This window comes from Mariniflexile ostreae, assembly GCF_042427585.1.
GTDB classification, from domain to species: domain Bacteria; phylum Bacteroidota; class Bacteroidia; order Flavobacteriales; family Flavobacteriaceae; genus Pseudalgibacter; species Pseudalgibacter ostreae.
Genome location: NZ_JBHMFC010000033.1, coordinates 41,906 through 68,582 on the forward strand (window position 1 = coordinate 41,906; position 26,677 = coordinate 68,582).

The 26,677-nt window shown below is 32.8% G+C and carries 22 protein-coding genes; 9 read left to right on the forward strand and 13 right to left on the reverse strand.

Annotated elements, in window-relative coordinates; translation table 11 throughout:
• Positions 1 to 8: 8 nt before the first annotated feature.
• Both ACFFU9_RS08685 and ACFFU9_RS08690 read right to left on the reverse strand, forming a co-directional pair.
• A complete protein-coding gene (locus ACFFU9_RS08685; protein WP_379861011.1) occupies positions 9 to 3,023 on the reverse strand; it encodes a SusC/RagA family TonB-linked outer membrane protein in 3,015 nt (1,004 codons plus the stop codon).
• Between the two features lie 228 nt (positions 3,024 to 3,251).
• Positions 3,252 to 6,068: a triple tyrosine motif-containing protein gene (locus tag ACFFU9_RS08690; protein WP_379861013.1), complete on the reverse strand. Its 2,817-nt coding sequence runs from the start codon at positions 6,066 to 6,068 to the stop codon at positions 3,252 to 3,254.
• 343 nt (positions 6,069 to 6,411) lie between these two features.
• Here ACFFU9_RS08690 and ACFFU9_RS08695 point away from each other — a divergent pair, with 343 nt between their 5' ends.
• The 6 genes from ACFFU9_RS08695 to ACFFU9_RS08720 all read left to right on the forward strand — a co-directional run bounded on the left by ACFFU9_RS08695 (position 6,412) and on the right by ACFFU9_RS08720 (position 9,898).
• Positions 6,412 to 6,741 (forward strand): hypothetical protein, encoded by a 330-nt coding sequence (locus tag ACFFU9_RS08695; protein ID WP_379861014.1) that lies wholly within the window; start codon positions 6,412 to 6,414, stop codon positions 6,739 to 6,741.
• Positions 6,742 to 6,837: 96 nt separating this feature from the next.
• Positions 6,838 to 7,167, forward strand: coding sequence for a hypothetical protein (locus ACFFU9_RS08700; RefSeq protein WP_379861015.1), 330 nt, complete (start codon positions 6,838 to 6,840; stop codon positions 7,165 to 7,167).
• Between the two features lie 78 nt (positions 7,168 to 7,245).
• Entirely contained in the window at positions 7,246 to 7,575 is a 330-nt protein-coding gene (locus ACFFU9_RS08705; protein ID WP_379861016.1) for a hypothetical protein, read from the forward strand.
• Between the two features lie 89 nt (positions 7,576 to 7,664).
• Entirely contained in the window at positions 7,665 to 7,994 is a 330-nt protein-coding gene (locus ACFFU9_RS08710) for a hypothetical protein (protein ID WP_379861017.1), read from the forward strand.
• Positions 7,995 to 8,066: 72 nt separating this feature from the next.
• Positions 8,067 to 8,393 carry a hypothetical protein gene (locus ACFFU9_RS08715; RefSeq protein ID WP_379861018.1) on the forward strand — a complete coding sequence of 109 codons (327 nt, stop codon included), beginning with the start codon at positions 8,067 to 8,069 and terminating at the stop codon, positions 8,391 to 8,393.
• Positions 8,394 to 8,542: 149 nt separating this feature from the next.
• On the forward strand, positions 8,543 to 9,898 hold the full coding sequence (locus ACFFU9_RS08720) for a sigma-54-dependent transcriptional regulator (protein WP_379861019.1): 1,356 nt from the start codon (positions 8,543 to 8,545) through the stop codon (positions 9,896 to 9,898).
• A 28-nt stretch (positions 9,899 to 9,926) separates the two neighbouring features.
• Here the strand turns inward: ACFFU9_RS08720 and ACFFU9_RS08725 are convergent, their stop codons facing one another.
• The 3 genes from ACFFU9_RS08725 to ACFFU9_RS08735 form a co-directional block, all read right to left on the reverse strand.
• On the reverse strand, positions 9,927 to 12,353 hold the full coding sequence (locus ACFFU9_RS08725) for an ATP-binding protein (RefSeq protein WP_379861058.1): 2,427 nt from the start codon (positions 12,351 to 12,353) through the stop codon (positions 9,927 to 9,929).
• 153 nt (positions 12,354 to 12,506) lie between these two features.
• Complete coding sequence (locus tag ACFFU9_RS08730; protein ID WP_379861020.1) at positions 12,507 to 13,184, reverse strand: head GIN domain-containing protein; 678 nt, start codon at positions 13,182 to 13,184, stop codon at positions 12,507 to 12,509.
• A 100-nt stretch (positions 13,185 to 13,284) separates the two neighbouring features.
• A complete protein-coding gene (locus tag ACFFU9_RS08735; RefSeq protein ID WP_379861021.1) occupies positions 13,285 to 15,528 on the reverse strand; it encodes a ribonuclease R family protein in 2,244 nt (747 codons plus the stop codon).
• 1,125 nt (positions 15,529 to 16,653) lie between these two features.
• On the opposite strand from ACFFU9_RS08735, the gene rpiB reads away from it, so the two are divergent.
• The 3 genes from rpiB to ACFFU9_RS08750 all read left to right on the forward strand — a co-directional run bounded on the left by rpiB (position 16,654) and on the right by ACFFU9_RS08750 (position 18,556).
• Positions 16,654 to 17,088: a ribose 5-phosphate isomerase B gene (gene rpiB / locus ACFFU9_RS08740; protein ID WP_379861022.1), complete on the forward strand. Its 435-nt coding sequence runs from the start codon at positions 16,654 to 16,656 to the stop codon at positions 17,086 to 17,088.
• Positions 17,089 to 18,003 carry a cation diffusion facilitator family transporter gene (locus ACFFU9_RS08745; RefSeq protein WP_379861024.1) on the forward strand — a complete coding sequence of 305 codons (915 nt, stop codon included), beginning with the start codon at positions 17,089 to 17,091 and terminating at the stop codon, positions 18,001 to 18,003.
• 109 nt (positions 18,004 to 18,112) lie between these two features.
• On the forward strand, positions 18,113 to 18,556 hold the full coding sequence (locus ACFFU9_RS08750) for a GNAT family N-acetyltransferase (protein WP_379861025.1): 444 nt from the start codon (positions 18,113 to 18,115) through the stop codon (positions 18,554 to 18,556).
• Position 18,557: 1 nt separating this feature from the next.
• Here the strand turns inward: ACFFU9_RS08750 and ACFFU9_RS08755 are convergent, their stop codons facing one another.
• The 8 genes from ACFFU9_RS08755 to thiE all read right to left on the reverse strand — a co-directional run bounded on the left by ACFFU9_RS08755 (position 18,558) and on the right by thiE (position 26,673).
• Positions 18,558 to 19,991: a T9SS type B sorting domain-containing protein gene (locus tag ACFFU9_RS08755; RefSeq protein WP_379861026.1), complete on the reverse strand. Its 1,434-nt coding sequence runs from the start codon at positions 19,989 to 19,991 to the stop codon at positions 18,558 to 18,560.
• A 3-nt stretch (positions 19,992 to 19,994) separates the two neighbouring features.
• The gene (locus ACFFU9_RS08760) at positions 19,995 to 20,852 is read right to left on the reverse strand and encodes an OmpA family protein (RefSeq protein ID WP_379861028.1); all 858 of its coding nucleotides are present in this window, start codon (positions 20,850 to 20,852) and stop codon (positions 19,995 to 19,997) included.
• Between the two features lie 67 nt (positions 20,853 to 20,919).
• Positions 20,920 to 22,554 carry a S41 family peptidase gene (locus ACFFU9_RS08765; RefSeq protein WP_379861029.1) on the reverse strand — a complete coding sequence of 545 codons (1,635 nt, stop codon included), beginning with the start codon at positions 22,552 to 22,554 and terminating at the stop codon, positions 20,920 to 20,922.
• A gap of 2 nt (positions 22,555 to 22,556) precedes the next feature.
• Positions 22,557 to 22,943, reverse strand: a complete 387-nt coding sequence (gene rnpA / locus ACFFU9_RS08770) for a ribonuclease P protein component (protein WP_379861030.1) — start codon at positions 22,941 to 22,943, stop codon at positions 22,557 to 22,559.
• A gap of 105 nt (positions 22,944 to 23,048) precedes the next feature.
• Complete coding sequence (locus tag ACFFU9_RS08775; protein ID WP_379861032.1) at positions 23,049 to 24,131, reverse strand: ThiF family adenylyltransferase; 1,083 nt, start codon at positions 24,129 to 24,131, stop codon at positions 23,049 to 23,051.
• 10 nt (positions 24,132 to 24,141) lie between these two features.
• Positions 24,142 to 25,254 carry a 2-iminoacetate synthase ThiH gene (thiH, locus tag ACFFU9_RS08780; protein WP_379861034.1) on the reverse strand — a complete coding sequence of 371 codons (1,113 nt, stop codon included), beginning with the start codon at positions 25,252 to 25,254 and terminating at the stop codon, positions 24,142 to 24,144.
• A complete protein-coding gene (locus tag ACFFU9_RS08785; RefSeq protein ID WP_379861059.1) occupies positions 25,247 to 26,017 on the reverse strand; it encodes a thiazole synthase in 771 nt (256 codons plus the stop codon). Before ACFFU9_RS08785 ends, thiH begins: the two co-directional genes overlap by 8 nt.
• Positions 26,018 to 26,022: 5 nt before the next feature.
• Positions 26,023 to 26,673 (reverse strand): thiamine phosphate synthase, encoded by a 651-nt coding sequence (thiE, locus tag ACFFU9_RS08790; RefSeq protein ID WP_379861035.1) that lies wholly within the window; start codon positions 26,671 to 26,673, stop codon positions 26,023 to 26,025.
• Positions 26,674 to 26,677 lie beyond the last annotated feature (4 nt).

Below are 26,677 nucleotides of genomic sequence, written 5' to 3' on the forward strand. Positions count from 1 at the left end.
TTATATTTTTAAATGGATAGGTTTAAACCTAAAATAAATTGTCTTGAAATAGGGTAGAAACCATAATCTATTCCACCACCAATAGCATCGCCATTTGTTGCTGCAGGATCATATCCATTATATTTCGTTAGTGTAAACGCATTATTTACCGAGGCATACAGACGAAATTTGCTTATCCCCAATTTTTCGATAACTGCTTGTGGCAAAGAATAGCCTAATTGAATGTTCTGGATCCTTAAAAAGGAAGAGTCTTCCACATAGAAATCTGAAAACAATTTATTGCTTGTTGCACCCGTAGTGGCCCTTGGCACAGCATTGCTTGTACCCTCACCCGTCCATCGGTTTAAATACATGTTCAATCGGTTTACATTGGGTTGATCACGTTCGTAATTACGCACAGTTTCTTTACCCAATTCCGCATACATATACGTGCTAAAATCGAAATTTTTATAATCGAAGCTTAAGTTTAAGCCCATAATGTAATCTGCTTGTGGTTTCCCTAAATACGTTCTATCTTCAATGGTTATCTTGCCATCGTTATTGGTATCTACAAAACGAATATCACCAGGTGCAGCAACAGCGCCCAGACCAGCTTGTGATGGATGTGCATCTACTTCAGCTTGATTTTGGAAAATCCCGTTCGTTTTAAGACCGTAAAAGTATCCAATAGGCTGCCCCACTTCCATTCTAGAAATAGCAGGCTGCCCAACACTAAAGGAACCTCCTTCTGAGATAACCCCGTTATTAACAGCAGTAACTTCGCCCTCTATTTTAGTAGCATTATAGCTAATCCCAAATGAGAAGTTATCAGAGACTCTTTCTTTATAATTTAGAAAAAGTTCAAGACCTTTATTTCTTGTAGTTCCTGCATTAACTGTTGGTAAACCAGCACCTGGAGCACCACCACCTAAAATTCCTGAAACTGGAAAATTCTCGATTAATAAATCATTTCTATCTTCTACAAAATAATCTGCAACCACTTCAAGTTTATTGCCAAACAAATTCATGTCTAAACCAATATCCAGTTTTTCTGCAGTTTCCCATGTAGCATCTGGATTTGGGAGTCTCCCATTTGCCGTTCCGGTTACTAATGCACCATTAATAACATAAGTAGCTTCTCCGCTTAATAAAGCTCTGTATAAATCGTCGCCTACATTATTACCTAAAGTACCGTAACTGGCTCTAAGTTTTAAAAAATTTATAGCGTCTACACCTTTAAAAAAGGCTTCATCTGAAATTTTCCAACCAGCAGTTGCAGAAGAGAAGTAATCAATTCTGTTGTCTGGTGCAAAATCTGAAGACCCATCTCTACGAATCATAGCAGACAGCAAATATTTACTTTTAAAATCATATTGAACACGTCCAAAAAAGGATGATAGCCTAGAATCATAAATATAAGAACTATTAGATTTGGCTTCGCTTATCCCGTTTGCCAAAGAAATATCGGCAAATTCCCAAGAATTATTCGGGACATCAAAACCCGTAGCGTCTAAATTATCACCCCAAGCCCGTTGAGCACTCGTACCCAAAGTAAATGTAGTATTATGGGTATTGTTAAACGTTTTACTATAGGTAGCAAAGGTATCCCAGGTATAGGAGTTATTGGTATTTCTATATTGATTGACACTACTTCTATCTGTATTGAAAACTTTACCTGAACCATAATTCACTATGGGACTAAATGTTTTTCCTTTATCATCATAGGATTTTAAACCAATACGTGACGTTACAGCAAAACCCTCAAATGGCTTGTATTCGAGCTGAAAGGTACCTTCTATGGCATTTCCTGAATAAGTATTGTAAGTATTCGCTATTTGAGAAAGCGGGTTAACTACTTCATTACCTAAAAAACCTGAGGTGTCTTGCCTATTTATGCCGTATGTAGGAGCATAATTAAGCGCATTAAATAATGGTGTTCCCAAAGCATTTTCACCAATGGTCTTTCTATTGGTGTTATAATAATTAGCAGAAGTTGCAAAGCTTAATTTATCGGAAAGATCAAACGTTAATTTAATTTTTGCATTCGCTTTTTGAAAATTAGATTTATCGCTAGCAATTATCCCATCTTGTTCTAAAATAGAGCCCCCAAAATAATAGGTGCTTTTTTCGCCTCCACCAGAAACGGATACATTATGGTTAATAATAGGCGCTGAATTAAATAATTCGTTTTGCCAATCGACTCCCGTTCCTAAGCCATTCACATTAGGAAAAGGTAATGCTTGACCATTTGCGGCATAACTTTCGTTTAAAATTAAAGCATATTCACTGGCATTTAAATAAGGTAGCTCGCGCGTGGTTTCTTGAATACCCGTATAGCCATTATAACTAAGTTTAGCTTTAGAGTTTTTCTTGCCTGATTTCGTTGTAACCAATACGACCCCATTAGCCCCTTCTATTCCATAAATAGCAGCTTGAGCATCTTTTAGAATAGAAAAGGTTTCGATATCACTAGGATTTATGGAGTTTAAATCGCCTTTATACCCATCAATGATTATTAAAGGTCCATTATCTCCATTAGAACTTATGCCTCTAATTAAAATATTAAAGCCACCTCCTGGAGAACCCGAAGGCGCCGTAACAGAAACCCCTGCAGAAGTACCCTGTAACGCTTGGGCAGCATCAATGGGTCTTAAGTCTTCAAGAGTTGCAGCACTTACAATAGATACAGCCCCAGTAACATCTTTCTTTTTCTGTGTACCGTAACCCACTACAACAACCTCATCTAGTTGCGCTAAATCTTCTTTTAGCTGAAGGATTAATGGGTTGGTATTTTCAATTTTTACTTCTTTAGTTATATAACCTATATAACTAACTGAAATTGTGGAACCCAGTTGTGCGCCCATAAGACTGAATCGACCATCAAAATCTGTTGTTGTTCCTTTATTCGTGTTCTTAATAATAATATTCGCACCAGGTATTGGTAAACCTGTTTCGTCTTGAACACTACCGCTAACATCTACATGTTGTGCACTTACCAAAGCAACACAAAAGAGGGCTAGAATTTTAAAAAGTGTATGTCTCATATAAAGTTTAATTTAGTTTAAAGTAAAGCTAAACTTAAAAAATCAAGAATTACATGTTACAACCGCTACAAAAAACATACATTTTTAAAAAAGGATTAGATTTTTATTAAATTCGTAATAAACATCAGGTTTAATAAAGCTTTTTAACTATTTAAAAAAACAAAATTTTTAACTTAAAATGTTAAATGTTGTGGTAATGTATAGGTGAAAAAAGATTTTGTTGTGGAATTAAATCCCTAAAATGTAGTCGGATAAACTTGCTTCGTGCTCTAAATTCATTTTTTTGCGCAATCTGTAGCGTTTTACTTCTACACTTCGAGAGGATATGTTAAGTAAAGGCGCAATTTCTTTTGAAGAAAGATTTAATCGTAAGTACGCACATAAACGTAAATCGTTGGAAGTAAGCTCTGGATGTATGCTTTTAATTTTCTTTAAAAAGTCTTTATCTGCATTATTAAAGGCTTCTTCAAACGTATGCCAATCGTCTGTATTATTAATATTATTGTCAATAATTTTAATAATGGGTTTTATATTTTTAGTGTTCTGTACTTTTATAATTTCTTTTTTTAAGCTTCTAAGAAATTCATTTTTCTTAATTAAACTCATGGTAGAAATACCTAACTCTCTACTTTTACTTTCAACATCTTGGCGCAATTTATCATTATTAAATCGCATGAGTTGTTGTTTGTTTTCTAATGCCTTTAATTCTAATTCACGCTGATTATCAAACACTATTTTCTCACGTTGTTTTTTATAGTGCCGTTTATAGGCATGGTGCATAAGAAAAGTAAAAAGCAGTAAAGACCCTACATATATAAATAAGGCAAGGTTTGATAGGTACCAAGGTCTATCTATTGTAAAATTATAAGTTTCTATTTGGTCTGTTAATGTATTTCCTATTCGTCCTCTTACTTTAAAACTGTAGGTTCCAAAGGGTAAGTTGCTAAAATATGCACTTGGCTCTGTGGACCATAAACTCCACTCATTGTAGAAACCTTCTAATTGATACTGATATTCTACATGTGTATACTTACTAAATTCGGGAACACTAAATAAAAACCTAAAACTATTTTCGTTTGATTTAAAATATGAAGAACCATTTAAGGCAATCGTTTTATAAGCTGTATTTTTAAGTTTTTTCTGTACAACATTTATTTTTATATCATATTTCTGGGTCTTAAATTTATTAATATCTAATACAGCATAACCATCTGAGGCTCCAATTAAAAAAGCCCCATTCTTTAAGCACGCTAAGTTTTCAAAACCCATAATTCCTAAACTCCTGCGAAAATGGCTTGATATAGGAATGTTTTTAACCTCTAAATTATTTTTAAATTTTCCAGGAGATACGCTAATTATATTTCTATCAGAAAAGCCCCAAAGCGTATTTGTTGTAGGTGTGGAAACCAAAACACCTTTTATCTCATTGTTTTTAGCATAAAATTTCTCTGTTAATAACGTATCCTCAAAAAAGGCTTTGTTATCGAAATCATACTTTAATACTTTAGCTTCAAAATTTGAGGTATAGTATATATGTTTATTAAAAGTTACCAAAGAAGATCCATATCCATGGGAGGGCTCATTTATTGTATGGTTTATTTTTGTAAATTCATCATTAAATGTTAGAGTAAACAGGCCTTTATATTCATTATTTAATAATAATTTATTTTTATCAATAAATTCAAAATACCTACTAGATACGTCAAAACCTTCCACTATATTCCTAAATTTCCAGGTATCGTTCTCTTTCTCAAGAATACTTAAGCCTTTATAATTTCCTTGAAGTAATAAATGAGGCATATTCTTTATTTTTTCAATTTTCCATGTTCCGGGAAAATCTGAAATTTTATGGGCTTGATGATTGTCTATCACATAGGTTCCATTATTATGCCCACAAAACAATTCCCCATATAATTCTTCTAAAAACCAAACTTGCCCTTCTGTATTTGGGACTAATTTAAACCCAGATTCTACATCTGTTGTTTTATAAAATAGACCTTGGTTCGTGCCAAGGTATAAGTTCTCTTTAAACTGCTTAGCCGTATAAACGACACCCAGTTTCCCTTTTAAATCGGTATAAAATTGAAAATGTGATTTTAAATTTAAGATACTGATACCGTTATCTAGCCCTAACCATAAATTATGATCATGATCCTCAAAAATGGATAAAACCGTGTTATTATATAATCCTTTTTCCTTATTTATTTTTTCTATGGTTTGCCCTGAATGATCTATATGGATAATACCATTAGAAATAGTACCTAATACAATAGTTTTATCGTTTAATTGAATGCTACAATATATATTTTCAGAAACTAAATCTTTATCTGCAGGAATATGCCATCTCGTTATACCTGTTTCCTTTAAATGATAAAATTTTCCATCTTCTGTAAGAAGTATTTTTTGTTTATGTAATAAAAAAGCTCCAACTAACGTATTATTACGCACTATAGGGTCGTCAGATATTAACACAGCCTCTCCGTTTTCTATTGTAAAAATGCCTTTATCCATATTTTGAAAGACAATATTTTTATCTAGAATAAATATTCCGGCTCTTTTATTTATAGCTTCTATAACAATAAAAGATTCATCTATTGGATTATAAATATAAATACGGTCTAAAGACTGAAATAGGATTCGATTTTCATATGGGACTATTTTCCAAAAATCTTCATCTTTAATTAATGGAACTTTAAGTTTATCTATTAATGAGGTATAATGGAGCGTACCAAAGTCATCTCTTTTCCAATATCCAAAATCCATATAAAAACCTGTAAAAATCAAATCGTCTATTACATTTACCGATCGCACTACAGATCCATTTGGAGTGGGGTACAAATTCCATGTAGAACCATTATATTCTAATAAGCCCGAAGCATTGGCAAAGTAAAGATAATTGTTATCACACTGAGAAACCATCCAGTTTTGATTTGCAGCCCGATAATGTTTTGGTGAAAAGTTTTCTATAGGTGGAAGTTCTTGAGCCTTTATCGTGTTAAAAACTAAAGCATAGAGAATAAAAAATAAAAAATAAAATGGTTTCAAGTTTAGGAACTGTTTAATCTGCCTAATGTAATAAAATTTAATGGTGTTACATGAAGCGCCAAGCTGGTATATAAAAAAAATAGGCATAATTAGTTATAGGTTTTGGCATAGCTAAAAGTTCTATACGTTATTTAGGTGCGCAAATTCGTGTAAAATTTACACAGTTTTAAAATGTTTTACACACTTTTTACACAAAAAAATATCTTGAAGAAAAACCTAAAAAAACATAATACATTAATACACAACAACTTAATAAAATAACAGATTACAATCATATCCGTGGCACATTTATTTCTTTACTAATAATATAAAACATTATCAATAAAACCTAAATTTTAAAAATATGAAAAAGTTAATTTTAACAGTAGCCATAGTAGCAAGCGGTGTATCCACTTTCGCTTTATCCAATCCAATTTTAAACGATCAAGCAGCGGTAACCATGGTGATGAACCAAGAAGCGTTTAAAGCAGTAGCGATAGACCAATTGCCAGAGGCCGTAACAGCAGCAGTAGAAAAAGATTTCCCAGGAGCGGCCATCAGCCAGGCACATGTAAACAGCAGTGAGCAATACAAACTAACCCTTTCTATTGAAGGAAGCGATAGTACGGTATATGCAGATAAAGATGGGGCTTGGTTAAGCGAAGCCGATATCGTTTCTAACACTGCCGAATAATAATAATAATAATAATAATAATAATAAAAGTAAACGATAGGATATAACATCCCATCACCAGTAAAATAAAAATAATAAAACCTAAATTTTAAGAACATGAAAAAGTTAATTCTAACAGTAGCCATAGTAGCAAGCGGTGTATCCACTTTCGCTTTATCCAATCCAATTTTAAACGATCAAGCAGCGGTAACCATGGTGATGAACCAAGAAGCGTTTAAAGCAGTAGCGATAGACCAATTGCCAGAGGCCGTAACAGCAGCAGTAGAAAAAGATTTCCCAGGAGCGGCCATCAGCCAAGCACATGTAAACAGCAGTGAGCAATACAAACTAACCCTTTCTATTGAAGGAAGCGATAGTACGGTATATACAGATAAAGATGGGGCTTGGTTAAGCGAAGCCGATATCGTTTCTAACACTGCCGAATAATAATAAAAAAAGTAAACGATAGGATATAACATCCCATCACCAGTAAAATAAAAATAATAAAACCTAAATTTTAAAAACATGAAAAAGTTAATTTTAACAGTAGCAATAGTAGCAAGTGGCGTATCAACTTTCGCTTTGTCAAATCCAATTTTAAACGATCAAGCAGCAGTAACCGTTGTAATGAACCAAGAAGAGTTTAAAGCAGTAGCAGTAGATCAATTGCCTGAAGCAGTTACCAGTGCAGTAGAAAAAGATTTTCCAGGGGCTGCCATAAGTCAAGCACATGTAAATAGTAGTGAGCAATACAAACTAACCCTTTCTATAGAAGGAAGTGATAGTACGGTATATGCAGCTAAAGATGGCGCTTGGTTAAGTGAAGCGGATATTGCTTCTAGCACTGCTCAATAAATAAATAAATAAATAAATAAATAAAAATCGATTGGAAATAATATCCGGTCAACACCATTATAATAAATAAAAACTTAAATTTTAAAAACATGAAAAAGTTAATTTTAACAGTAGCAATAGTAGCAAGTGGCGTATCAACTTTCGCTTTATCAAATCCAATTTTAAACGATCAAACAGCAGTAACCGTTGTTATGAACCAAGAAGAGTTTAAAGAGGTAGCAGTAGATCAATTGCCTGAAGCAGTTACCAGTGCAGTAGAAAAAGATTTTCCAGGGGCTGCCATAAGTCAAGCACATGTAAATAGTAGTGAGCAATACAAACTGATCCTTTCTATAGAAGGAAGCGATAGCACGGTTTATGCAGCTAAAGATGGGGCTTGGTTAAGTGAAGCGGATATTGCTTCTAACACGGCTCAATAAATAAATAAAAATCGATTGGAAATAATATCCGGTCAACACCATTATAATAAATAAAACTTAAATTTTAAAAATATGAAAAAGTTAATTTTAACAGTAGCAATAGTAGCAAGTGGCGTATCAACTTTCGCTTTATCAAATCCAATTTTAAACGATCAGGCAGCAGTAACCGTTGTAATGAACGATGAGTTTCAAGAGGTAGCAGTAGATCAATTGCCAGAGGCCGTTACAACAGCTGTAGAAAAAGATTTTGCAGGTGCAACAATCACTAAAGCATTTGTAAACAGCAGTGAGCAATACCAATTGATTCTTTCTATAGAGGGAAGTAATGGTACGGTATATGCAGATAAAGATGGAAACTGGATTAAAGAAAGTGATATTTCTAATAACACAGCACAATAGTAAGGTAATCTAGAGATTTGAGGTATATCTAGAGTATCCATTTTTGTAAAAAAGGCGTTTTAATTTAAAACGTCTTTTTTTTATTTATGATAGTTTTAGAAGAGAATGATACTTAATCTTAATATTTTTGTGAGTAATACATTTGAATTATGAAACATATTCTATTGGTTGAAGATGATGTCACCTTTTCGGAGATGCTTAAATTGTTTTTAGAACGGCATCAACATAAAGTAGATGTATGTTATACTTTACAAAATGCAACGGCGCAAATTAAATTAAAAAAATATGATTTAATTTTTACCGATTTACGTCTTCCCGATGGCGATGGCATTGCTTTTTTAAAAGATATAAAAATAACTATGGCTCATGTACCCGTGGTGCTCATGACCAGCTATGCAGAAGTTTCTACAGCTGTGCAAGCCATGAAACAAGGGGCTTTCGATTACATTTCCAAACCTTTTAATCCCGATGAAGTTCTTGAGGTTATTAGCAATGCATTAGTCGAAAAAAATTTAGAAAAAAAGTCTAATGTAGATAAACCCAAAGCTCATAAAAGTAAAGAATCTTCTCAATTTGTGGAAGGTATTAGTGCGGCATCTAAAGCGCTTAACGACTATATTAAGTTAGTAGCTCCTACAGATATGTCTGTATTGATAACGGGAGAAAGTGGCACAGGAAAAGAGGTTGTTGCAAAACATATTCATTTAAAAAGTTCCAGATTTGATGAACCTTTTATTGCGGTAGATTGTGGCGCTATACCAAAAGAAATAGCATCTAGTGAGTTTTTTGGTCATAAAAAAGGATCCTTTACAGGTGCTATTCAAGATAAAATAGGCCATTTTGAAGCAGCTAACGGTGGAACGCTTTTTTTAGATGAAATTGGAAATTTAACTTACGAAAACCAAATTCAATTACTAAGAGCATTGCAAGAAAGAAGAATTAAGCCTATTGGCAGTAGCGACGAAATACAAGTAGATATTAGATTGGTTACCGCCACCAATGAAGATTTATTGGAGGCCGTTGAAAAAGGCGACTTTCGAGAAGATCTTTACCATCGTTTAAATGAGTTTTCTATAAAAGTACCCAATTTAAAAGATAGAAATGATGATTTGATTTTATATGCAGATTTCTTTTTAGAGCATGCTAATAAACAACTTAATAAAACGGTTATAGGCTTTTCAAAAGAAGTCTTATCTGTTTTTCAAAATTATCAATGGCCAGGGAATTTACGAGAACTTTCTAATGTTATAAAAAGAGCCGCTTTATTATCCACATCCGAAATTATCGATATCCATGCGCTACCAAGTGAATTAATAAATCCTAAAAAAGAAACTGCGGTATCTTCACATAAATTTTCTACAAAAGAAAATGAAAAAGCGCTCATTATAAATGCATTACAAGAAGTGGGTAATAATAAAACACATGCTGCAAAACTACTGAACATTACCAGAAAAACCCTTTATAATAAAATAAAAGAATACGATATTGACGATGCTAAAGAGTAAATAAACAATCCCTTAATCACTATTAATATTAACTTAAATACGTTTCTAAAGTCGTTATAAGCTGTGTTAACTCTTTATTAAAAGCATTAAAAACTTTATCATCGATTGTATCTGCTTGTTCAAAACGTTCTAAATAAGGTGTTAGGGTTTTTACTTCAAGCAAATTAAACATGCTAAGCATTTTATGACTTAAATGATTAATACTTTTAATATCATGTATACTTTTAGCTTGAATTAATGCCGCTTGATTTTTCTTCGTATCGTTTAAAAAAGTACTTAACGTTTTATTTATCGCAAAACTATCGCTATTTAAAAAAGAGCCTAAAGCTTCAGTATTAAAACTCTGTATGTTTTTAGAGGCTTTATTTATCTTTTTTTCATGACGCTTTACTACTGGAGTATCAAAAAAATGCTTTAAAAGACTTTGTATCTTTTTAGAGTCAAAAGGTTTTATTAAAATTTCGGAAAAACCACTGTTTATATAATCTTCTCGAGACATATTGGCCCGACCCGTCATCGCAATAATAGGTTGTTGACTATAAGATTTATGTTTTTTTAGAAGTTCCATAAAATGGATACCGTTCATTTTTGGAAGTTGAATATCGGTTAATACCAAATCAAAATCAATACTATCAATTGTTTCTAAAGCCTTTTTAGCATTATCGAATACTAGCGTTTTTATGCCATACTGTTTTAAAAGATCTATTAAAAGCTGTTGCATGGAAACATCATCTTCAATAACTAAAGCATTTAAATTAAAAACAGCATCCTGCTCTAAAGTCTCAGAACTATTTAAAAGCTTATTAGAAAGCTTTACAGGAATGTTTAAGGTAAATGTACTACCTTTCCCTTTTTCGCTTTCTAAGCTTAAAATTCCGCCTAATAATGTGGCTAATTTTTTTGAAATATTAAGTCCTAGCCCAAACCCATTCTTTTTATGGTCTGTATGGGGGCCAACTTGTGTAAATGCTTTAAAAATAGTATCTACTTTACTTTTAGAGATACCAATTCCGGTATCTGCTACCGAAATTTCTAAGCGATTTACATTCGTTTCTTTTTTAAGCAAGCTGCTTATGGTTATGGTTCCTTCGTCTGTAAACTTATAAGCATTTACAACCAAATTATAGAGAATTTGTTTTATGCGAAAAGGATCGCTAATAAGTAAACAATCTATAGCTTTATCATGGTTTATAATAAACGTTATTGGCTTATCATCCACAATACTTTTTATGTTTTTAATAATGTCTTCTATATGTTTTTCTAAGTTGAAAGGAATCGATTCTACATGGATGTTACCATTTTCAAGTTTTGAAAACTCTAAAAGATCATCTACCAATTGCCCCATGTAAGCAGAAGCACTTCGTATATGTTCAATATAATTCTGATTTTTAGAACTCTGTGATGTTTTTTGGAGCAACTCACTAAAACCAGATATGGTGCTTAAAGGCGTTCTTAAATCGTGGCTTACCATAGAAATTAACTGTTCTCTACTTTTTAAAAGCGACGATGTGGTTTTATTTGCCTGTTCTAATTCTTTTCGATACCTCTGGGTTTTCCAAAAATCATTTAAAATAATGATAGAAAACACAATAATGATAATAAAACTGATTCCTGCTGCAAAAAGAATAATGTCTTTGCTGTGGTTTAAAGTAGCCTCCCGTTGTTTGTTCATCCTGTTGGAATAGCGAATAATATCGCGTTCCAAATTACTTAACAGCTCTTGTAGTTTTCTAGAAACAGATAAATCGTTTTCAATAAGTTGCCGCTCTTTATTTTGTAAATTTTTACGCTGAAGGCTCGTTTCTATTTGTGCTGCTTTTAACATTTTTCTAGAAATAGAAAGCAACGAATCGATTTGTTTTTGTCCGATACTGCTAATAGAATCTTGAGGATTGTACTTATTGAGAATTCTAACATATTCCTCAAATTTTATTCGGGTTTTAGCATCTAATGTTTTAGGATTTTTAACAAGATCACCTATAGTAACTTTACCTAACAGCGAATCTATTGAACTTAGTTTATTTATGGCGTTATTTATAGATTCATCAGAATTATCACGACTCTTTAAATTTTTTAAATCGGTAATGTTTTTTAGTTTCTTATCAATAATCAACTTAATACTATCTAAGATAAATACTTGGTTTTTACTAGAAACTAAAACATTTAAAGAATCTATTTTTAATACTAGTTTTTCATTTTCAAGAAGATATTCATTAAATTTTGAAGTAGAATTTAATTGAATGGCGGCTCGGGCCAAACTTTCATTCTTATAAATATCGGCAATTAAACTGCCCGTTTTTAAAATTTCACTACGATCGGAAATCTCCTGTTTTTGTAATTGTGTAAAAGTTTTTATTTCGGAAAGTACTAAAAACCCCGATATAGTGGCCAATATACCAAGAATAATATAGCCTATTAAAACTTTAAAAGTGATTCTATGATTGGATGGTGCCATAGTTTGCAACTACAATAGTTTTTAAAATAAAAAATGGATTACTGTCTTATAAAAACACTAAAAAACAGCGTTTTTACAAACGATATATACTCTTATATATAACTATCTATTGCGTATTATAGAACACGAGTAGCACAACTAAAAACAATATTTTTAATCCATATAAGAAACACGTCCACCAAATACCCTACTTTCATTTACAGTTTTAGGTTTTCCGTAAATAAATACGTTACCACCAGCTCTTATTTTAATATCTACTTGATCTGTGGCTTTTATATAAGCATCTCCAGCAGCTTTAATATCTATTTCTGTAGATTCTGTAGTAACGGCTTCTCCTTTATAGGTCCCTCCTGTTAATAAGTTTACAGTTTGTTTTTTCGCTTGGCCAGTTGCTGTAATATAACCACCTGAAACGGCTTTAATATTAGCATAGTTAACATCTATATCTACTTTAATGCTAGCGCCTTCCTGTGCTTTTAAGTCTATTTCAAACTGTTTAATGGTATCTTTTGAGTTTACTTCGGATCCTTCATTAACATCAATAGTTTCTAAATGAGTATAATACAGTTTTACTTGGGTTTGCTTACCATCAAATAGTTTTGAAATGCTCATTTTTATTTTTAAAATGCCATTTCTATTGGTTACCAATACATAGTCTTTGTCTTGGCCAGTAATAACCACTTTGTTTTCAGATGATTTTATTAATTCTACTTGAATTAAATCGTAAACCTTTACCTCTTTAAAAGCCTCTACGCTTTTTTCAATACCATTTTGGGCACTTACAAAAAAGGGGATAGACAAGGTTATGATAAGAGAACATAAAAATTTCATGATATCGTATTTTATATTTAAACGCAAATTATCAATAATTATTCCGCTTTTATTTACTTTAATAAAACATTATACTTTATAACTTTTATTTATTTAAATATTAGACTTCAGTTTTTGCTTTTCCAATTAAATTAAAGTCAAGATGTTTTTTTACTAAATCCGTATTTTTAACTTTTACAATAACTTCATCACCAAGTTGATACATGGTTTTTGTATTTCTACCCACCATAGCATATTGATCTTGATCAAAAGTATAATGATCATCTTTCATATCACGTACGCTTACCATCCCTTCACATTTATTAGCTATAATTTCTATATAAATGCCCCAATCGGTTACACCAGAAATAACACCTACAAAGGATTCATTTTTATGCGCTTCCATAAATTTAATTTGCATGTATTTAATAGAGTCGCGTTCTGCCTTAGTAGATAAATTTTCCATATTACTAGAATGGTTACATTTATCCTCATAAATAGCTTCATTGGCAGATTTTCCACCATCTAAATAGTGTTGTAATAAACGATGTACCATAACATCTGGATATCTTCGAATGGGCGATGTAAAATGCGTATAATAATCGAAAGCTAAACCGTAATGTCCAATATTATCTGTAGTATATTCAGCCTTACTCATACTTCTAATGGTTAAGGTATCTACCAGATTTTGTTCTTTTTTACCATGAACCGATTTAAGTAAATTGTTAAGCGATGCCGAGGTTGCTTTTTTATCCTTAAAATTAAGTTTATAGCCAAATTTTGAAACTATATTTTGCAAATTAGCGAGTTTAGTAACATCTGGCTCGTCGTGTACACGATAGATAAATGTTTTTTTAGGAGCTTGTTTTCCTATAAATTCTGCTACCTTTTTATTTGCCAATAACATAAACTCTTCAATAAGCTTATTGGCATCTTTACTGGTTTTAAAGAACACACCTATTGGATTGGCTTGGGCATCCAATTCAAATTTAACTTCTACTTTATCAAAAGAAATAGCACCAGAACTCATACGTTTAAGACGCATAATTTTAGCGAGCTCATCCATTTTTAAAATGGCTTGTGCAACTTCAGGAGAGGTATTATACGCCTTTCCAGAAATAGAAATATCTTCAGGAATAGCCGTATTTATTTTTTCTGCCTGATCAAGTACTTCACTACCCGATAGCTTATCATTGTTTTCTATAATTTCCTGTGCTTCCTCATAAGAGAAACGCGCATCGCTATAGGTTACCGTTCTACCAAACCATTGGTCTTTTATTTCGGCTTTTTCATTTATTTGAAAAACTGCCGAAAAGGTAAACTTTTCTTCGTTAGGACGTAAAGAACAAGCATTATTAGAAAGGATCTCTGGTAACATAGGCACTACCCTATCTACAAGATAAACAGAAGTAGCACGCTCGTAAGCTTCATCATCTAAAACGGTACCTTCTTGTACATAGTGAGACACGTCTGCAATGTGGATTCCTATTTCATATAAGCCATTTTTCAATACTTTAAAAGATAAAGCATCATCAAAATCTTTAGCATCTTTAGGGTCTATGGTAAAGGTTAAATCTTGTCGCATATCACGACGCTTTGCTATTTCTTCGGCATTTATAGAGGTATCTAAGGTATTGGCAAAGTCTTCTACTTCCTTAGGAAAATCATGAGGTAAGCCATATTCGGCTAAAATAGAATGTATTTCTGTATTATGATCACCTGGTTTTCCAAGTACTTGAATCACTTTACCATGCGGAGAATCGGCTTTTTCGGGCCAATCTTCTAATTTCACCAATACTTTATCCCCATTTTCGGCATTATTAGTTTTAGAAATGGGTACAAAAATATCTGTGTACATTTTATTACTATCTGCTACAACAAAAGCATAGTTATCATGTAATTGGATAACTCCAACATAGTCGCTTTTTTCTCTCTTTATAATAGTGGTTATTTCACCTTCTATTTTACCTTGTTTTCTTCGTTTATAAACATAAAATTCTACTTCATCACCATTTAAGGCTTTATTGATATTGTTGGATGCAATAAAAACATCGTCATCAAAATCGTCACTAATAATATAACCATTGCCCTTAGCGGCTAAATCTAATATTCCAGTGTGGTATTCTGTGTTAACTATAGCTTTAAACTTACCACGTTCTACTTCTTCTATTTCTTTTTTACCTAAAAGATCATGCAGTTTTTTTATAATTTGATTTCTGCTACTGGCATCATTGACACCTATTTTTGAAGCAATTTGTTTATAATTAAAAGCTTGATTTCTTTCTTTTTTTAAAATACTTAATATGGTATTTGTAAGATTGGAAATGCCTTTACTTTTGGATTTCCCTTGTTTCTTTCTTGTCATGTAATTTTTGTAATCATATTGAATTTCTAAAGTTAATAGAAATTCTGTTATTAAATAGCAAGGTTTTAGGAGAAGATTTGCTATATATTTTATACAAAACTACAATTTTAATATTAAAACAATGTTTCTTAAAGATTATTAAATAAAAAACTTACATATAAATACCATATTTTTATTTTTTAAAACATACTTAATAAATTGATAACCTTATTTTTATACCCATTTTATGGATTGGGTTTTACCTTTGTAGTATACACTAATTTAGAACCAAATGCTATATTTAAAATTTTCTTTTTCTATGATCCAAAATAAGTAACATCACTATTCTCTTATGCTAAATAAAAAGAATATCTTAAGTTATATTTTGAGGCTTTATTTATACCAACCTCATGTTTTACTTGATTTTAAAAGTGGTAGACATAGTACTAAAAGCAAAAGGAATGTTGTTCCCCTATCTTTATTTTAGTTTAAAAGAAATCAAAAAAAGTTTAAAAGCATTCAAAAAAAAATCTAAAATTAGAGTTATCCACATTATATATTATATAATTAGTTTTCTTTTAAAATTTAAAAAAATAAATGGTGGTTATTATAGCTTGTTAATAGCGGTATAACTTTTTGGTATTTTATTTTGTTTGTAATGAATTGGTAGTCTATTAAGAAGTAATTAACAATGAAAATGAATTTAAAGACTTTATAATTAATGATTTTGATATTTATTTAAACAGTTGTTAACAACCAAAGTTAACAGCTTTTTAGTTATAACTTTTTAAATTTTGATGTTTATAGTTACCGCTTTTGGATATGATAATTTTGATAAAGAAAGTGATTTAAAAATTAGGTTTTTAAAGCTTAGTTTTTGATTGGAAAATTTATTGGATTATCATAATTAAACTTTTAGAAAGTAATAAACACTTATTAACAAGTCATGCACAGAATAGTACACATGTTAATAAACCCTAAATGATTTCCATTGTTAATAACACCTTGTACCTATATATTAATGGGTTACATTTTTAAATCAATGCTTTAGGCGGTTTCGTATTAAAAAACTAGACTAATATATAAATAGCAATCTAAATTCTTAATTTACTACCTTTGTATAAGGACACTTTAATATATACGATAATGACCATCTCCATAGGAAACGACCACGCAGGAACGGATTATAAATTAGCCATTGTAAAATATTTAGAATCGAAAGGTTATACCATAAATAACCATGGTACAGATTCTGAAAACAGTGTAGATTATGCCGATTATGTACATCCAGTTGCAGAAGATGTTGAAAACAATATTTCAGAATTTGGTATTTTAATTTGTGGCAGTGCTAATGGTGTTGCTATGACGGCAAATAAACATCAAAAGATAAGGGCCGGCTTATGTTGGAACAAAGAAATTGTACAGCTTATTAGGAGCCATAATAACGCGAATATATTATGTATTCCGGCACGATTTACAGCCATTCATCAAGCAGTTGAGATGGTTGATGTATTTTTAAACACAGCATTTGAAGGCGGTAGGCACCAAAATCGCATAGATAAGATTCCATTATCTTGTTAAATGCACCATCACAGCCATACACATTCGCATCATCATAACGACTTAAAGGGACGGAACCTCCTTATTTCTATTTTTTTAAATGTTATCATTACTATATCACAAATTATTGGTGGTATAGTATCGGGAAGTTTAGCTTTATTAAGTGATGCATTGCACAATTTTAGCGATGTACTCTCTTTGGTGGTGAGTTATGTGGCCAATAAGTTATCAAAACAACAAGCATCCATTCACCGTACCTTTGGTTATAAACGCGCCGAAATTTTAGCAGCTTTTATAAATGCGTCTACATTAATGATTGTAGCGGTTTTATTGATCATTGAGGCTTTTAAACGATTTCAAAATCCACAGATAATAGAATCTAATCTTGTTATTTGGCTATCTGTTTTAGGTATTGTGGCCAATGGATTAAGTGTGTTGCTGTTAAAGAAAGATTCTAAAGCCAACATGAATATGAAAAGTGCTTACCTGCACTTGTTAACAGATATGATGGCGAGCGTTGCCGTATTGATAGGAGGCTTGCTAATGAAGTATTATCAAATGTATTGGATAGATAGTGTCCTTACTTTTGCTATAGCGCTATATTTAATTTATATGGGTTTCGATCTACTTAAAGATTCTACTAAAGTATTGATGTTATTTACCCCAAATACCATTCCTATAAAGAAAATAGTAGCAGAAATAAACGCGTTCCAGTCTATTAAAAATGTACATCATGTTCATGTTTGGCAACTTAACGAAGAAGAAATCCATTTAGAAGCCCATATCGATTTTCATGAAGATATTACTTTATCTCAATTTGATGTTATTTTGCATAAAATAGAAGCTTTTTTATATGATGAATACGATATTAATCATGTAAATATTCAACCAGAATTTGGGAAAGATGATGCCAAGGATATAATTGTTCAAGATTAGTTTTTAAGCGAACAACCCTAATATTAGTATAAGCATGTTTTTATTTATATGAATTAATACCTATGAGGATATGATTTAGCTTTGATTGAAAAGTATTAAAAAGAAATTTATGATAAAAATAGAAGTTAAGTCTTTTAATGAATTAACCACAAAAGAATTATACGATGTATTACAACTGCGCAGCGAGGTGTTTGTGGTAGAACAAGATTGTGTATATCAAGATTTAGATGGTAATGACGAAAAAGCATTCCATATTTTAGGTATAAAAAATAATCGTATTATAGCTTATACCCGAATTTTTAAACCAGGCGATTATTTTACAGACGCCAGCATCGGTAGGGTAGCAGTGGCTAAAAATGAACGCCGGTATTCATACGGAATGGATATTATGAAGGCTTCAATAAAGGCTATCCATACCCATTTTAAGGAAACCACTATCAAGGTTTCCGCACAAACTTATTTAAGAGAATTTTATAAAAAATTTGGATTTAAAGCCATCGGTGATACCTATCTTGAAGATAATATACCGCATATCGCTATGATAAAAAAGTAATTTATCGCTTTAAAGTAAAATAACCTTTTAGGATTTTTCCAGAAACAAGGGTAATGAGATACCAGTAGTCATCAGTATTTAAAAGCTGTCCATTAAAAGTACCATTCCAACCAGAGGAATTTGGATACAATGTTTTTAAAAGTTTTCCATAGCGGTTGTAGATGGCAATATTTTTAATAGCACCTGCTTGGTCTATAACGTTCCAACTGTCGTGGTTTCCATCATTATTAGGTGTAAAATACTTAGGGATAAAAAAATCATTAGGGTTCACCAATATATTAAAAGTAGTTTCATTGCTATTACAAGAAGAATTTGCATAAATATAAAGCGTTTGTGAGGTCGTTATGATATCACCAGCACTCCATGCTTTCCCTTGTCCTTGAGGTTCTGTAAAATACGAGCCATGGACCAAAACAGGTAAGGTATAAGAGGTTTTCACTACAGCGTTATTCAATTTATCTACGTTTACAAAGTTTTGGCATTCTTCTGCATGTGTTACAAAATTAAAAAAAGAAGCAGGTAACCATTCATTGCGATGCGCTGAAATAGGATCGGCCACCACACATTCCAAATCGGGATTTGATGAAAAATCTATAGCATTTAACATATTATTATTTCCGTTTTTTACATTTAAAAAACATAGTGAATTGTAACTACAGTTTAAATCCTTTAATAAAAGATGTTTAGATACATCTAATTTTAAAAGCTGATTAAAAGCACAATTTAAGTGTATTAATCCATTGGTATCCAAAGTATTTAAACTGGTAATTTTGTTGTTTTTACAGTTTAAAAAAGACAGTTTAGCTAAGCGCTCAATGGCAAGTGTTTTTAAGAGGTTATTGGCACATTCCAAGCGATTTAAGTCTGTGTTATTCCATAAATCTAAGTTTGTTATTTGGTTATCGCTACACACCAATATGTTTAAGGTTTTATTTTCTGATGTGTTTAAGGTTTTTAATAGATTATTATCACAAACCAAAGCAATCAAATGTTTGTTTTTTGAAACGTCTATAGATGTCAATTGATTATAAGCACACCACAGGATGTTAAGGTTTTCATTTTTAGAAACTTCTAGAGTGGTTAATTTATTTGTATTACAGAACAACTGTTTTAGAAACAGGTTATTAGAGGTGTTTAAGCTGGTTAAATTATTGTTTTCACAGTTTAAAACGGTAAGTGAAGTAAAATTTTCAATTCCTGTTAAATCGGATATATTTTGGTTCGTAACATCTAAATTTTTAATACCGCTAATATTTGCAGTGGGTACAGAGCCATTAAGAGGGCCGGAATCATAACCTAAATCAATTAAAGCTTGTTCAAAATTAAGGTCTGGAATAGCAGTATTTTGAGAAAAACCAGAAAAAAGGCCTAGATTCAAAAACAGAAAAACCAGAACGGTTTTATAATTTATATATGGAAAAATAGTGCAAGCCATACGTTATAGATTCTCATCTTTTATGTAGGTAATAATCAGTTCCACGCGTCTGTCAAACTTGGGGTCGCCACCTAAAGGGAATTTTCGGCGCATGCCCAAATAGCGCATCCGTTTTTTGTCAATTCCTTTTTTCTCAAAATAATCGTAAATATATTTGGCGCGTGCTAGGGAGAGGTTGTGTTTTTTTGTTTTTTTATCAACGGCATCGCGAGTATAAGGCGTACAGCACACATGCCCTTGGATGCTAAAATAAATACCATTACGCTTAACGAGAATATCGGCAATAGCTTCTAAAGTTTTTTTGGATTCTGCTTTAGGATAACTATAACCATTGGTAAAGTAAATGTTTTCTAGCGTTAATGTATCGCCCACTTTTAAATCGCCTTTTAAAAGATGGACTGCCGATTTTATATGGTTTTTAACAACGTGAACATTTTCTGCTCTTATGGGAGTTGGAGGCTTTGGTTTAACAATAATGGATACTTTTCTGTTTTGGCCTCGCGTTTTTAACAGATTTATATCTTCTATTTTTTTTAATAAAATCTGTCCTTTTCCATCAACATTAGATATTAAAGCTTCATTTATATCATGATTTGAAAAAATAGATTTTATAGCATCTGCACGTTGTTGGGAAAGGATTAAGTTATAATTGGCCGCACCAGTATCATCACAAAACCCAAAAATAGAAATAGAAGCAATCTCAAGCGTTTTTAAAGTGGAAATGAACGTTAGTAAACGATTTTCTTCATAAGAGGCTACTTGATGCTTATCTGTATCAAAATAAACGTCGTGGGTTAATTCCTTTAGTGAAAAAATAAGATTACAACAACAACATATTGTAAATACGATTAATTTGTTCATTATCAGTAGGCTTAAAATAAGCTTAAAGATACTTTTTAATTAATACGCATACTAAAATTAGAGTTATTTACCTTAAATAATCGCTGTATGTAGATAGGTTTGATAAAATTTCTGTAGCAACTTTAATATCTGGATTATGGGTTTTATAATAGTGGTACAAGCCTTCTCTATAAACATAGCGTTTTACTATTTCTTCTGTTAAAAGCGATAATAAATATTCTTTGTTTTCATCTATAATATGCGTTTTCGATTTGCTTAAATTAGAAATAAGAACTTTGTAATCTGGGTTTATTGTTTCATCTAAGCCTTCTTTTTTAGCTGTTTCCAATACGTGTTTAAGTGCTTTTTCAGTATCGGTTTCAAATGAAAAGCCATTTGTTTTTAAATAGTTTTTAAAATCTGAAAAATCGGTATCGGTGAGTTTAAAACTATCGATATTATCAATTTTATGCGTATAATAATAGTGTGTAGCAAAATCGAAAATTAAGAAATCGTTGATAATGGCATTTGTAATAGCCGATTTTTTCGAAAGTCTTAAATTTTTATCAGGAAACACGCCGCCGCCATCAAACACTTTACGTCCATTTTTGGTTTTAAATGCGTTATAATTTTCTTGTTTAATACGCAGGGCTTCTCCTTTTTCATCTTTATGCAGATAATCCAAAGCCTGTATACATCTTCCCGAAGGCGTATAATATCTAGAAATGGTTATTTTTATTTGAGTGCCATAGGTTAGTTCTTTAGGGCGTTGTACCAAACCTTTTCCAAAACTTCTTGAGCCTACTATAACTGCCCGATCTAAATCTTGAAGTGCGCCAGATACGATTTCGCTTGCAGAAGCACTTCCGCCGTCAATTAAAACAACTAATGGAATTTCGGTATCAATAGGTTCGTTTTGGGTGTAATACGTTTTATTATATTTTTTAACTTTAGATTTTGTAGTGACCACCAATTGCCCTTTCGGAACAAATAAATTAACAATATGTATCGCTTCATTAAGTAATCCACCAGGATTGCCCCTTAAATCAAGAATCATACGTTTGGCGCCTTGGGCTTTTAAATCCCTTAAGGCGTAATTGGTTTCGGAAGCAGCTTTATCATTAAATTTACTTAATACGATATAGCCTGTATTATCATTAACCATGGCAAAGTATGGTACGGCATTTATTTCTACTTCGGCCCGATTAATGGTCGCATTTTGTAATGCACCTTGTCTTTTAAACGTGACATCTACAGCACTTCCTGGAGTGCCTTTTAATAAGTTACCAGCATCGTCCTTATAATTTTCTATAGAGGTGTTGCCTACTTTAATAATTTCGTCGCCAGCCTTAAGTCCTGCTTTATCGGCAGGATAGCCCTTGTAGGGCTCAATGATAATCAATTTATCTTTTAAGGTTCTTACACGTGCGCCAATGCCTGTATAATCGCCCGTATTATTAATTCTTGCTGTTTCAACATCTTGCTCGTTCATAAAATTAGTATAAGGATCTAATTCTTTAAGCATGCTTTTTATAGCGGTGTCCATTAAATCGGCAGGATTGGTCTCGTCTACATAGTTCATATTGATTTCTTTAAACAGTGTAGTAAAGATTTCTAATTGCTTGGCAATTTCAAAAAAATCGTTTCTAAAGGCAGTGGTCGTGAAAAATATAGCACAAGCCAATAGGGGGATGATGATTCGTTTCTTTAATAGATGCTTCATTTTTAATGTGTTTCTGTTTCCGAAACTTTATTTGAAAACTTATTAAACAAGTTTTTCATTTTTGTTTCAACATGTTCGAATGTGGGTAACTCTTTACCAATATATAAAACCATAAACGCATATTGGTTTGTTAAATTATCGAAATATACCGCTTTATTTAAGCGGTAGGCTTCTCGCATTAAACGTTTTATTCTGTTTCTAGCTACCGCGGTTTTAAATTGGCGCTTACTTACCGAAACCCCTGTTTTAGCAATTATATCATCTTCAAAAGCAGTTTTTATAAAAACCAAGCGCAGAGGATATGCGATAACCGATTGCCCTTCGGCAAACAGTTGGTCTATGAGTTTTTTGCTTTTTAATTTTTCTTTTGGGCTGAATGTAAATTTCAAGTGGTTTGGTTTAAAAAACCAAAGGTAGTAAAATATAAAAACCACTTTGGGTTTATGTGGCGTTTTGCATGTTTTGTTTGGATTTTATTTAGACTTTAAAACGTTTTAAATTTTAAAAGATGACATGTCAATATGCATTATCCCATCTTTCAAGTTTACGAGCTCATTTTTAAAGCCATTATTTTGTAGTAGTTCAATGGCCATTTTACTTCGTATTCCCGATTGGCAATATACCAAAAGTGCTTTATCTTGTGGTATTTCGTGGTGTCTTTCCGATAGTTCTTGTAATGGAATATGAATGCTTTCGATATGATAAGCATGGCGTTCTTCAAGAGTTCTTACATCTAGGACATTAAAATGTGACGCTTGGTTTTTATAGGCTTCAAAATGAATGCTTTTTTGAGGGCTTTGTATACCGCAAAACCCGTTGTAATCTTCATGTAAGGCCTTTATTGTAATGGTTTTATTCTTTTTACAAGTAAAGAGCATATGGGTCATGGACAATGCATTAAAGGTTAATAACTTTCCTGTGAGAACATCACCTATGCCTAAAATAATTTTTAAAACTTCATTGGCTTGAAAGTTTCCTATTATACCAGGTAATATACCTAAAACCCCTATTTCCGAACAATTGGGAACGTCTTGGGATTTTGGAGGTGTGGGGAATAAACACCTATAGGTGGGACCCTTTTTAAAGTTGAATACAGAAACTTGGCCTTCAAATTTAAAGATAGACCCAAAAACCACTGGCTTGTTTAATAATACAGCAGCATCGTTAATTAAATAACGGGTTGGAAAATTATCTGTGCCATCTACAATTATATCATAAGGCTTAAACAGTTTTAAGGCATTTGCTTTAGTTAGTCTTATGTTGTATGCACGACATTCCACAAATGGGTTTAGAAGTTGAAGGCGCTTAACAGCGGTTTCCGATTTGCTTTTTCCAATATCGGGATAAGTGTAAAGGATTTGGCGCTGTAGGTTGGATTGCTCAATAACATCATTATCAATAACACCTATTTCACCAACTCCTGCAGCGGTTAAATATTGTAAGATAGGGCACCCGAGTCCGCCAGCGCCAATCACAAGCACTTTGGCTTCTTTTAGCTTTAACTGACCTTCTAAACCAACAGCATCCAGTAATAGGTGCCTACTATAATGTTGTTTTTCTGCACGTGATAAATTCATTTTATAACATTTAAGAATAACTTTTGTCCCAATCTTTCCACACCACTTCATAGCCTTGGGATTGAATCATGTGTTGTATGGCTTCTGTGCTTCTGTCATCTGAAATTTCAAATTGTTCCAAAGATTGTGGATCTACAGTATAGCCTCCAGGATTGGTTTTAGACTCTGCACTTATGGAGGTAATACCTAAATTAATGATATGATTTCTAAAGGTTTCACTTTCGCGGGTAGACATAGACAGTTCCACATCTTCATCCAATAAACGGTATGCGCAAATTAACTGTACCAGATCGGCATCTGTCATTTCTACTTTTGGTTGTACATCGCCTTGATGCGGCCGTAGTCTTGGAAAAGAAATGGAATATTTTGTTTTCCAATAGGTTTTCTGTAAATATTTTAAATGCAATGCTGTATAAAAACTATCGACCCTCCAGTCTTCCAGACCAAATAAGGCACCCAATCCAATTTTATGGATGCCTGCTTTTCCTATGCGATCTGGTGTATCCAAACGGTATTCAAAATTTGATTTTTTTCCTTTGGGATGATGTGTTTTATAAGCGGCTTTATGATAGGTTTCCTGATACACCAATACCGCATATAACCCCGCTTCTTTTAAAATTTCATATTCGTTTTGATCAAGAGGTTGCACTTCAATACTGATATTGGAAAAATGATGGCGAATTAAACCGATGGCATGTTTTAAATAATCTACCCCTACTGTTCTATTAGCTTCACCTGTAACTAAAAGAATGTGGTCGTAGCCCAGCGCTTTAATATGTGAGACTTCTTCTAAAATTTCTTTATCGGAAAGTGTTTTTCTTTTTATTTTATTGGTCATGCTAAAACCACAGTACGTACAAATGTTTTGGCACTCGTTAGACAGGTACATGGGAATATACATTTGGATAGTATTTCCAAAACGTTTTTTTGTTAGCGCGCGGCTGCGTTGTGCCATCTGTTCAATAAAAGGTTTTGCGGCAGGCGAAATTAAAACCTTAAAATCGTTTAGTGTGATTTTAGTTTTAGCTAATACGTTTTGGACCTCTGCAGCAGACACCTCATAGATTTCTTTTTCCAGCGTGTTCCAATCGTATAAATCGAAAGTGTTTTTAAAGTTATTCATTTAAAAAAGATGTTAAAGGGCTACTGGCTTCAGCATGCTGTTTTACAGGGGCCAGTTTTGCCAAATAAGCCATTCTACCTGCTTGAACTGCCTTTTTAAAGGCTATAGCCATGTTCGTTGGGTTTTGTGATACGGCAATAGCGGTATTTACTAATACGGCATCGGCACCCAATTCCATAGCATAGGCTGCATGGGAAGGTGCGCCAATACCGGCGTCTACTATAACAGGGACATGACTTTGCTCAATAATAATTTCTAGAAAATCTTTAGTAACGAGCCCTTTGTTACTTCCTATAGGTGCGCCTAAAGGCATTACGCATTGTGCCCCTACATCTTCCAAACGCTTACATAGCACAGGGTCGGCGTGAATATAAGGCATTACTACAAAACCGAGCTTTACCAAGGCTTCTGTGGCTTTTAGTGTTTCTATAGGGTCTGGCAATAAAAATTTGGGGTCAGGATGAATTTCTATTTTAACCCAATGGGTACCCAAGGCTTCTCGGGCTAATTGGGCAGCGAAAATGGCTTCTTTAGCGGTTCGTACTCCCGATGTATTGGGAAGCAAATTAATGTGCTGGTCTTGAAGATGTACCAGAATGTCGTCAGCCTCATTATCCAGTTCTACTCTTTTTAAAGCCACGGTAACAAGTTCACTTTTTGAAGCCATAAGGGCCTCTCGCATGAGTTTCGAACTGCTAAATTTACCGGTTCCGGTAAATAATCGTGAGGTAAAGGTTTTGTCGGCAAGGGTAAAGGTGTCCATCATTTTTAATCGTTTTGATTGGGTTTCCAAAGTTGTTCTTGTAATTCAGAACCTTCCAAGAGTTGTTTAAAATCAGTAATTTTATTAAAATCTTTCGTGAGTTCTCCAGATACAGCAACCCCGTAAACACCTGTTTTTAAAAGTTCGGGGATATCTCGTAATGTAATACCGCCAATAGCTATTATGGGTGTTTCTGTTTGTAAGATATCCAAGATGGACCGATAGCCTTCCAGTCCTAAAACCGGGCTTAAATGCTCTTTTGTAGTGGTAAACCGAAAAGGGCCTAAACCAATATACGATACCGCTTTAGAAATTAAAGTTTGGCATGCTTCTAAAGTATTTGCAGTACCGCCAATGCTTTGCCAAGAATATAAGTGCTTTCTAGCTTCTGTTGGGCACATATCCTCAAGACCTAAATGTACACCATCTGCTTTTACGGCTTTGGCTATTTTATAATGATCGTTAATAATTAAACGGGTTTGATAATGTTGTGTAATCGCTCTGGCTTTCTCTGCTGTTTTTAGTAGTGTAGCCTCGTCTAAGTTTTTAAGGCGTAATTGTACAAGTTCTGCCCCCGATGCACAGGCATTTGTAATATGCTCTAAGTGTGCTTCGGGCGTATGGCCCTGTGAAATATAATGCAGTTTAGCTATCATAATA

Bases quoted from the DNA above. Each gene is read 5' to 3' on its own strand.
- thiE (WP_379861035.1), bottom strand. From the start codon at position 26,673: ATGATAGCTAAACTGCATTATATTTCACAGGGCCATACGCCCGAAGCA.
- thiH (WP_379861034.1), bottom strand. From the start codon at position 25,254: ATGAATAACTTTAAAAACACTTTCGATTTATACGATTGGAACACGCTG.
- ACFFU9_RS08745 (WP_379861024.1), top strand. From the start codon at position 17,089: ATGCACCATCACAGCCATACACATTCGCATCATCATAACGACTTAAAG.
- ACFFU9_RS08735 (WP_379861021.1), bottom strand. From the start codon at position 15,528: ATGACAAGAAAGAAACAAGGGAAATCCAAAAGTAAAGGCATTTCCAAT.
- ACFFU9_RS08705 (WP_379861016.1), top strand. From the start codon at position 7,246: ATGAAAAAGTTAATTTTAACAGTAGCAATAGTAGCAAGTGGCGTATCA.
- ACFFU9_RS08785 (WP_379861059.1), bottom strand. From the start codon at position 26,017: ATGGACACCTTTACCCTTGCCGACAAAACCTTTACCTCACGATTATTT.
- ACFFU9_RS08710 (WP_379861017.1), top strand. From the start codon at position 7,665: ATGAAAAAGTTAATTTTAACAGTAGCAATAGTAGCAAGTGGCGTATCA.
- ACFFU9_RS08695 (WP_379861014.1), top strand. From the start codon at position 6,412: ATGAAAAAGTTAATTTTAACAGTAGCCATAGTAGCAAGCGGTGTATCC.
- ACFFU9_RS08730 (WP_379861020.1), bottom strand. From the start codon at position 13,184: ATGAAATTTTTATGTTCTCTTATCATAACCTTGTCTATCCCCTTTTTT.
- ACFFU9_RS08775 (WP_379861032.1), bottom strand. From the start codon at position 24,131: ATGAATTTATCACGTGCAGAAAAACAACATTATAGTAGGCACCTATTA.
- ACFFU9_RS08750 (WP_379861025.1), top strand. From the start codon at position 18,113: ATGATAAAAATAGAAGTTAAGTCTTTTAATGAATTAACCACAAAAGAA.
- ACFFU9_RS08755 (WP_379861026.1), bottom strand. From the start codon at position 19,991: ATGGCTTGCACTATTTTTCCATATATAAATTATAAAACCGTTCTGGTT.
- ACFFU9_RS08720 (WP_379861019.1), top strand. From the start codon at position 8,543: ATGAAACATATTCTATTGGTTGAAGATGATGTCACCTTTTCGGAGATG.
- ACFFU9_RS08715 (WP_379861018.1), top strand. From the start codon at position 8,067: ATGAAAAAGTTAATTTTAACAGTAGCAATAGTAGCAAGTGGCGTATCA.
- rpiB (WP_379861022.1), top strand. From the start codon at position 16,654: ATGACCATCTCCATAGGAAACGACCACGCAGGAACGGATTATAAATTA.
- ACFFU9_RS08760 (WP_379861028.1), bottom strand. From the start codon at position 20,852: ATGAACAAATTAATCGTATTTACAATATGTTGTTGTTGTAATCTTATT.
- ACFFU9_RS08700 (WP_379861015.1), top strand. From the start codon at position 6,838: ATGAAAAAGTTAATTCTAACAGTAGCCATAGTAGCAAGCGGTGTATCC.
- ACFFU9_RS08685 (WP_379861011.1), bottom strand. From the start codon at position 3,023: ATGAGACATACACTTTTTAAAATTCTAGCCCTCTTTTGTGTTGCTTTG.
- ACFFU9_RS08765 (WP_379861029.1), bottom strand. From the start codon at position 22,554: ATGAAGCATCTATTAAAGAAACGAATCATCATCCCCCTATTGGCTTGT.
- ACFFU9_RS08725 (WP_379861058.1), bottom strand. From the start codon at position 12,353: ATGGCACCATCCAATCATAGAATCACTTTTAAAGTTTTAATAGGCTAT.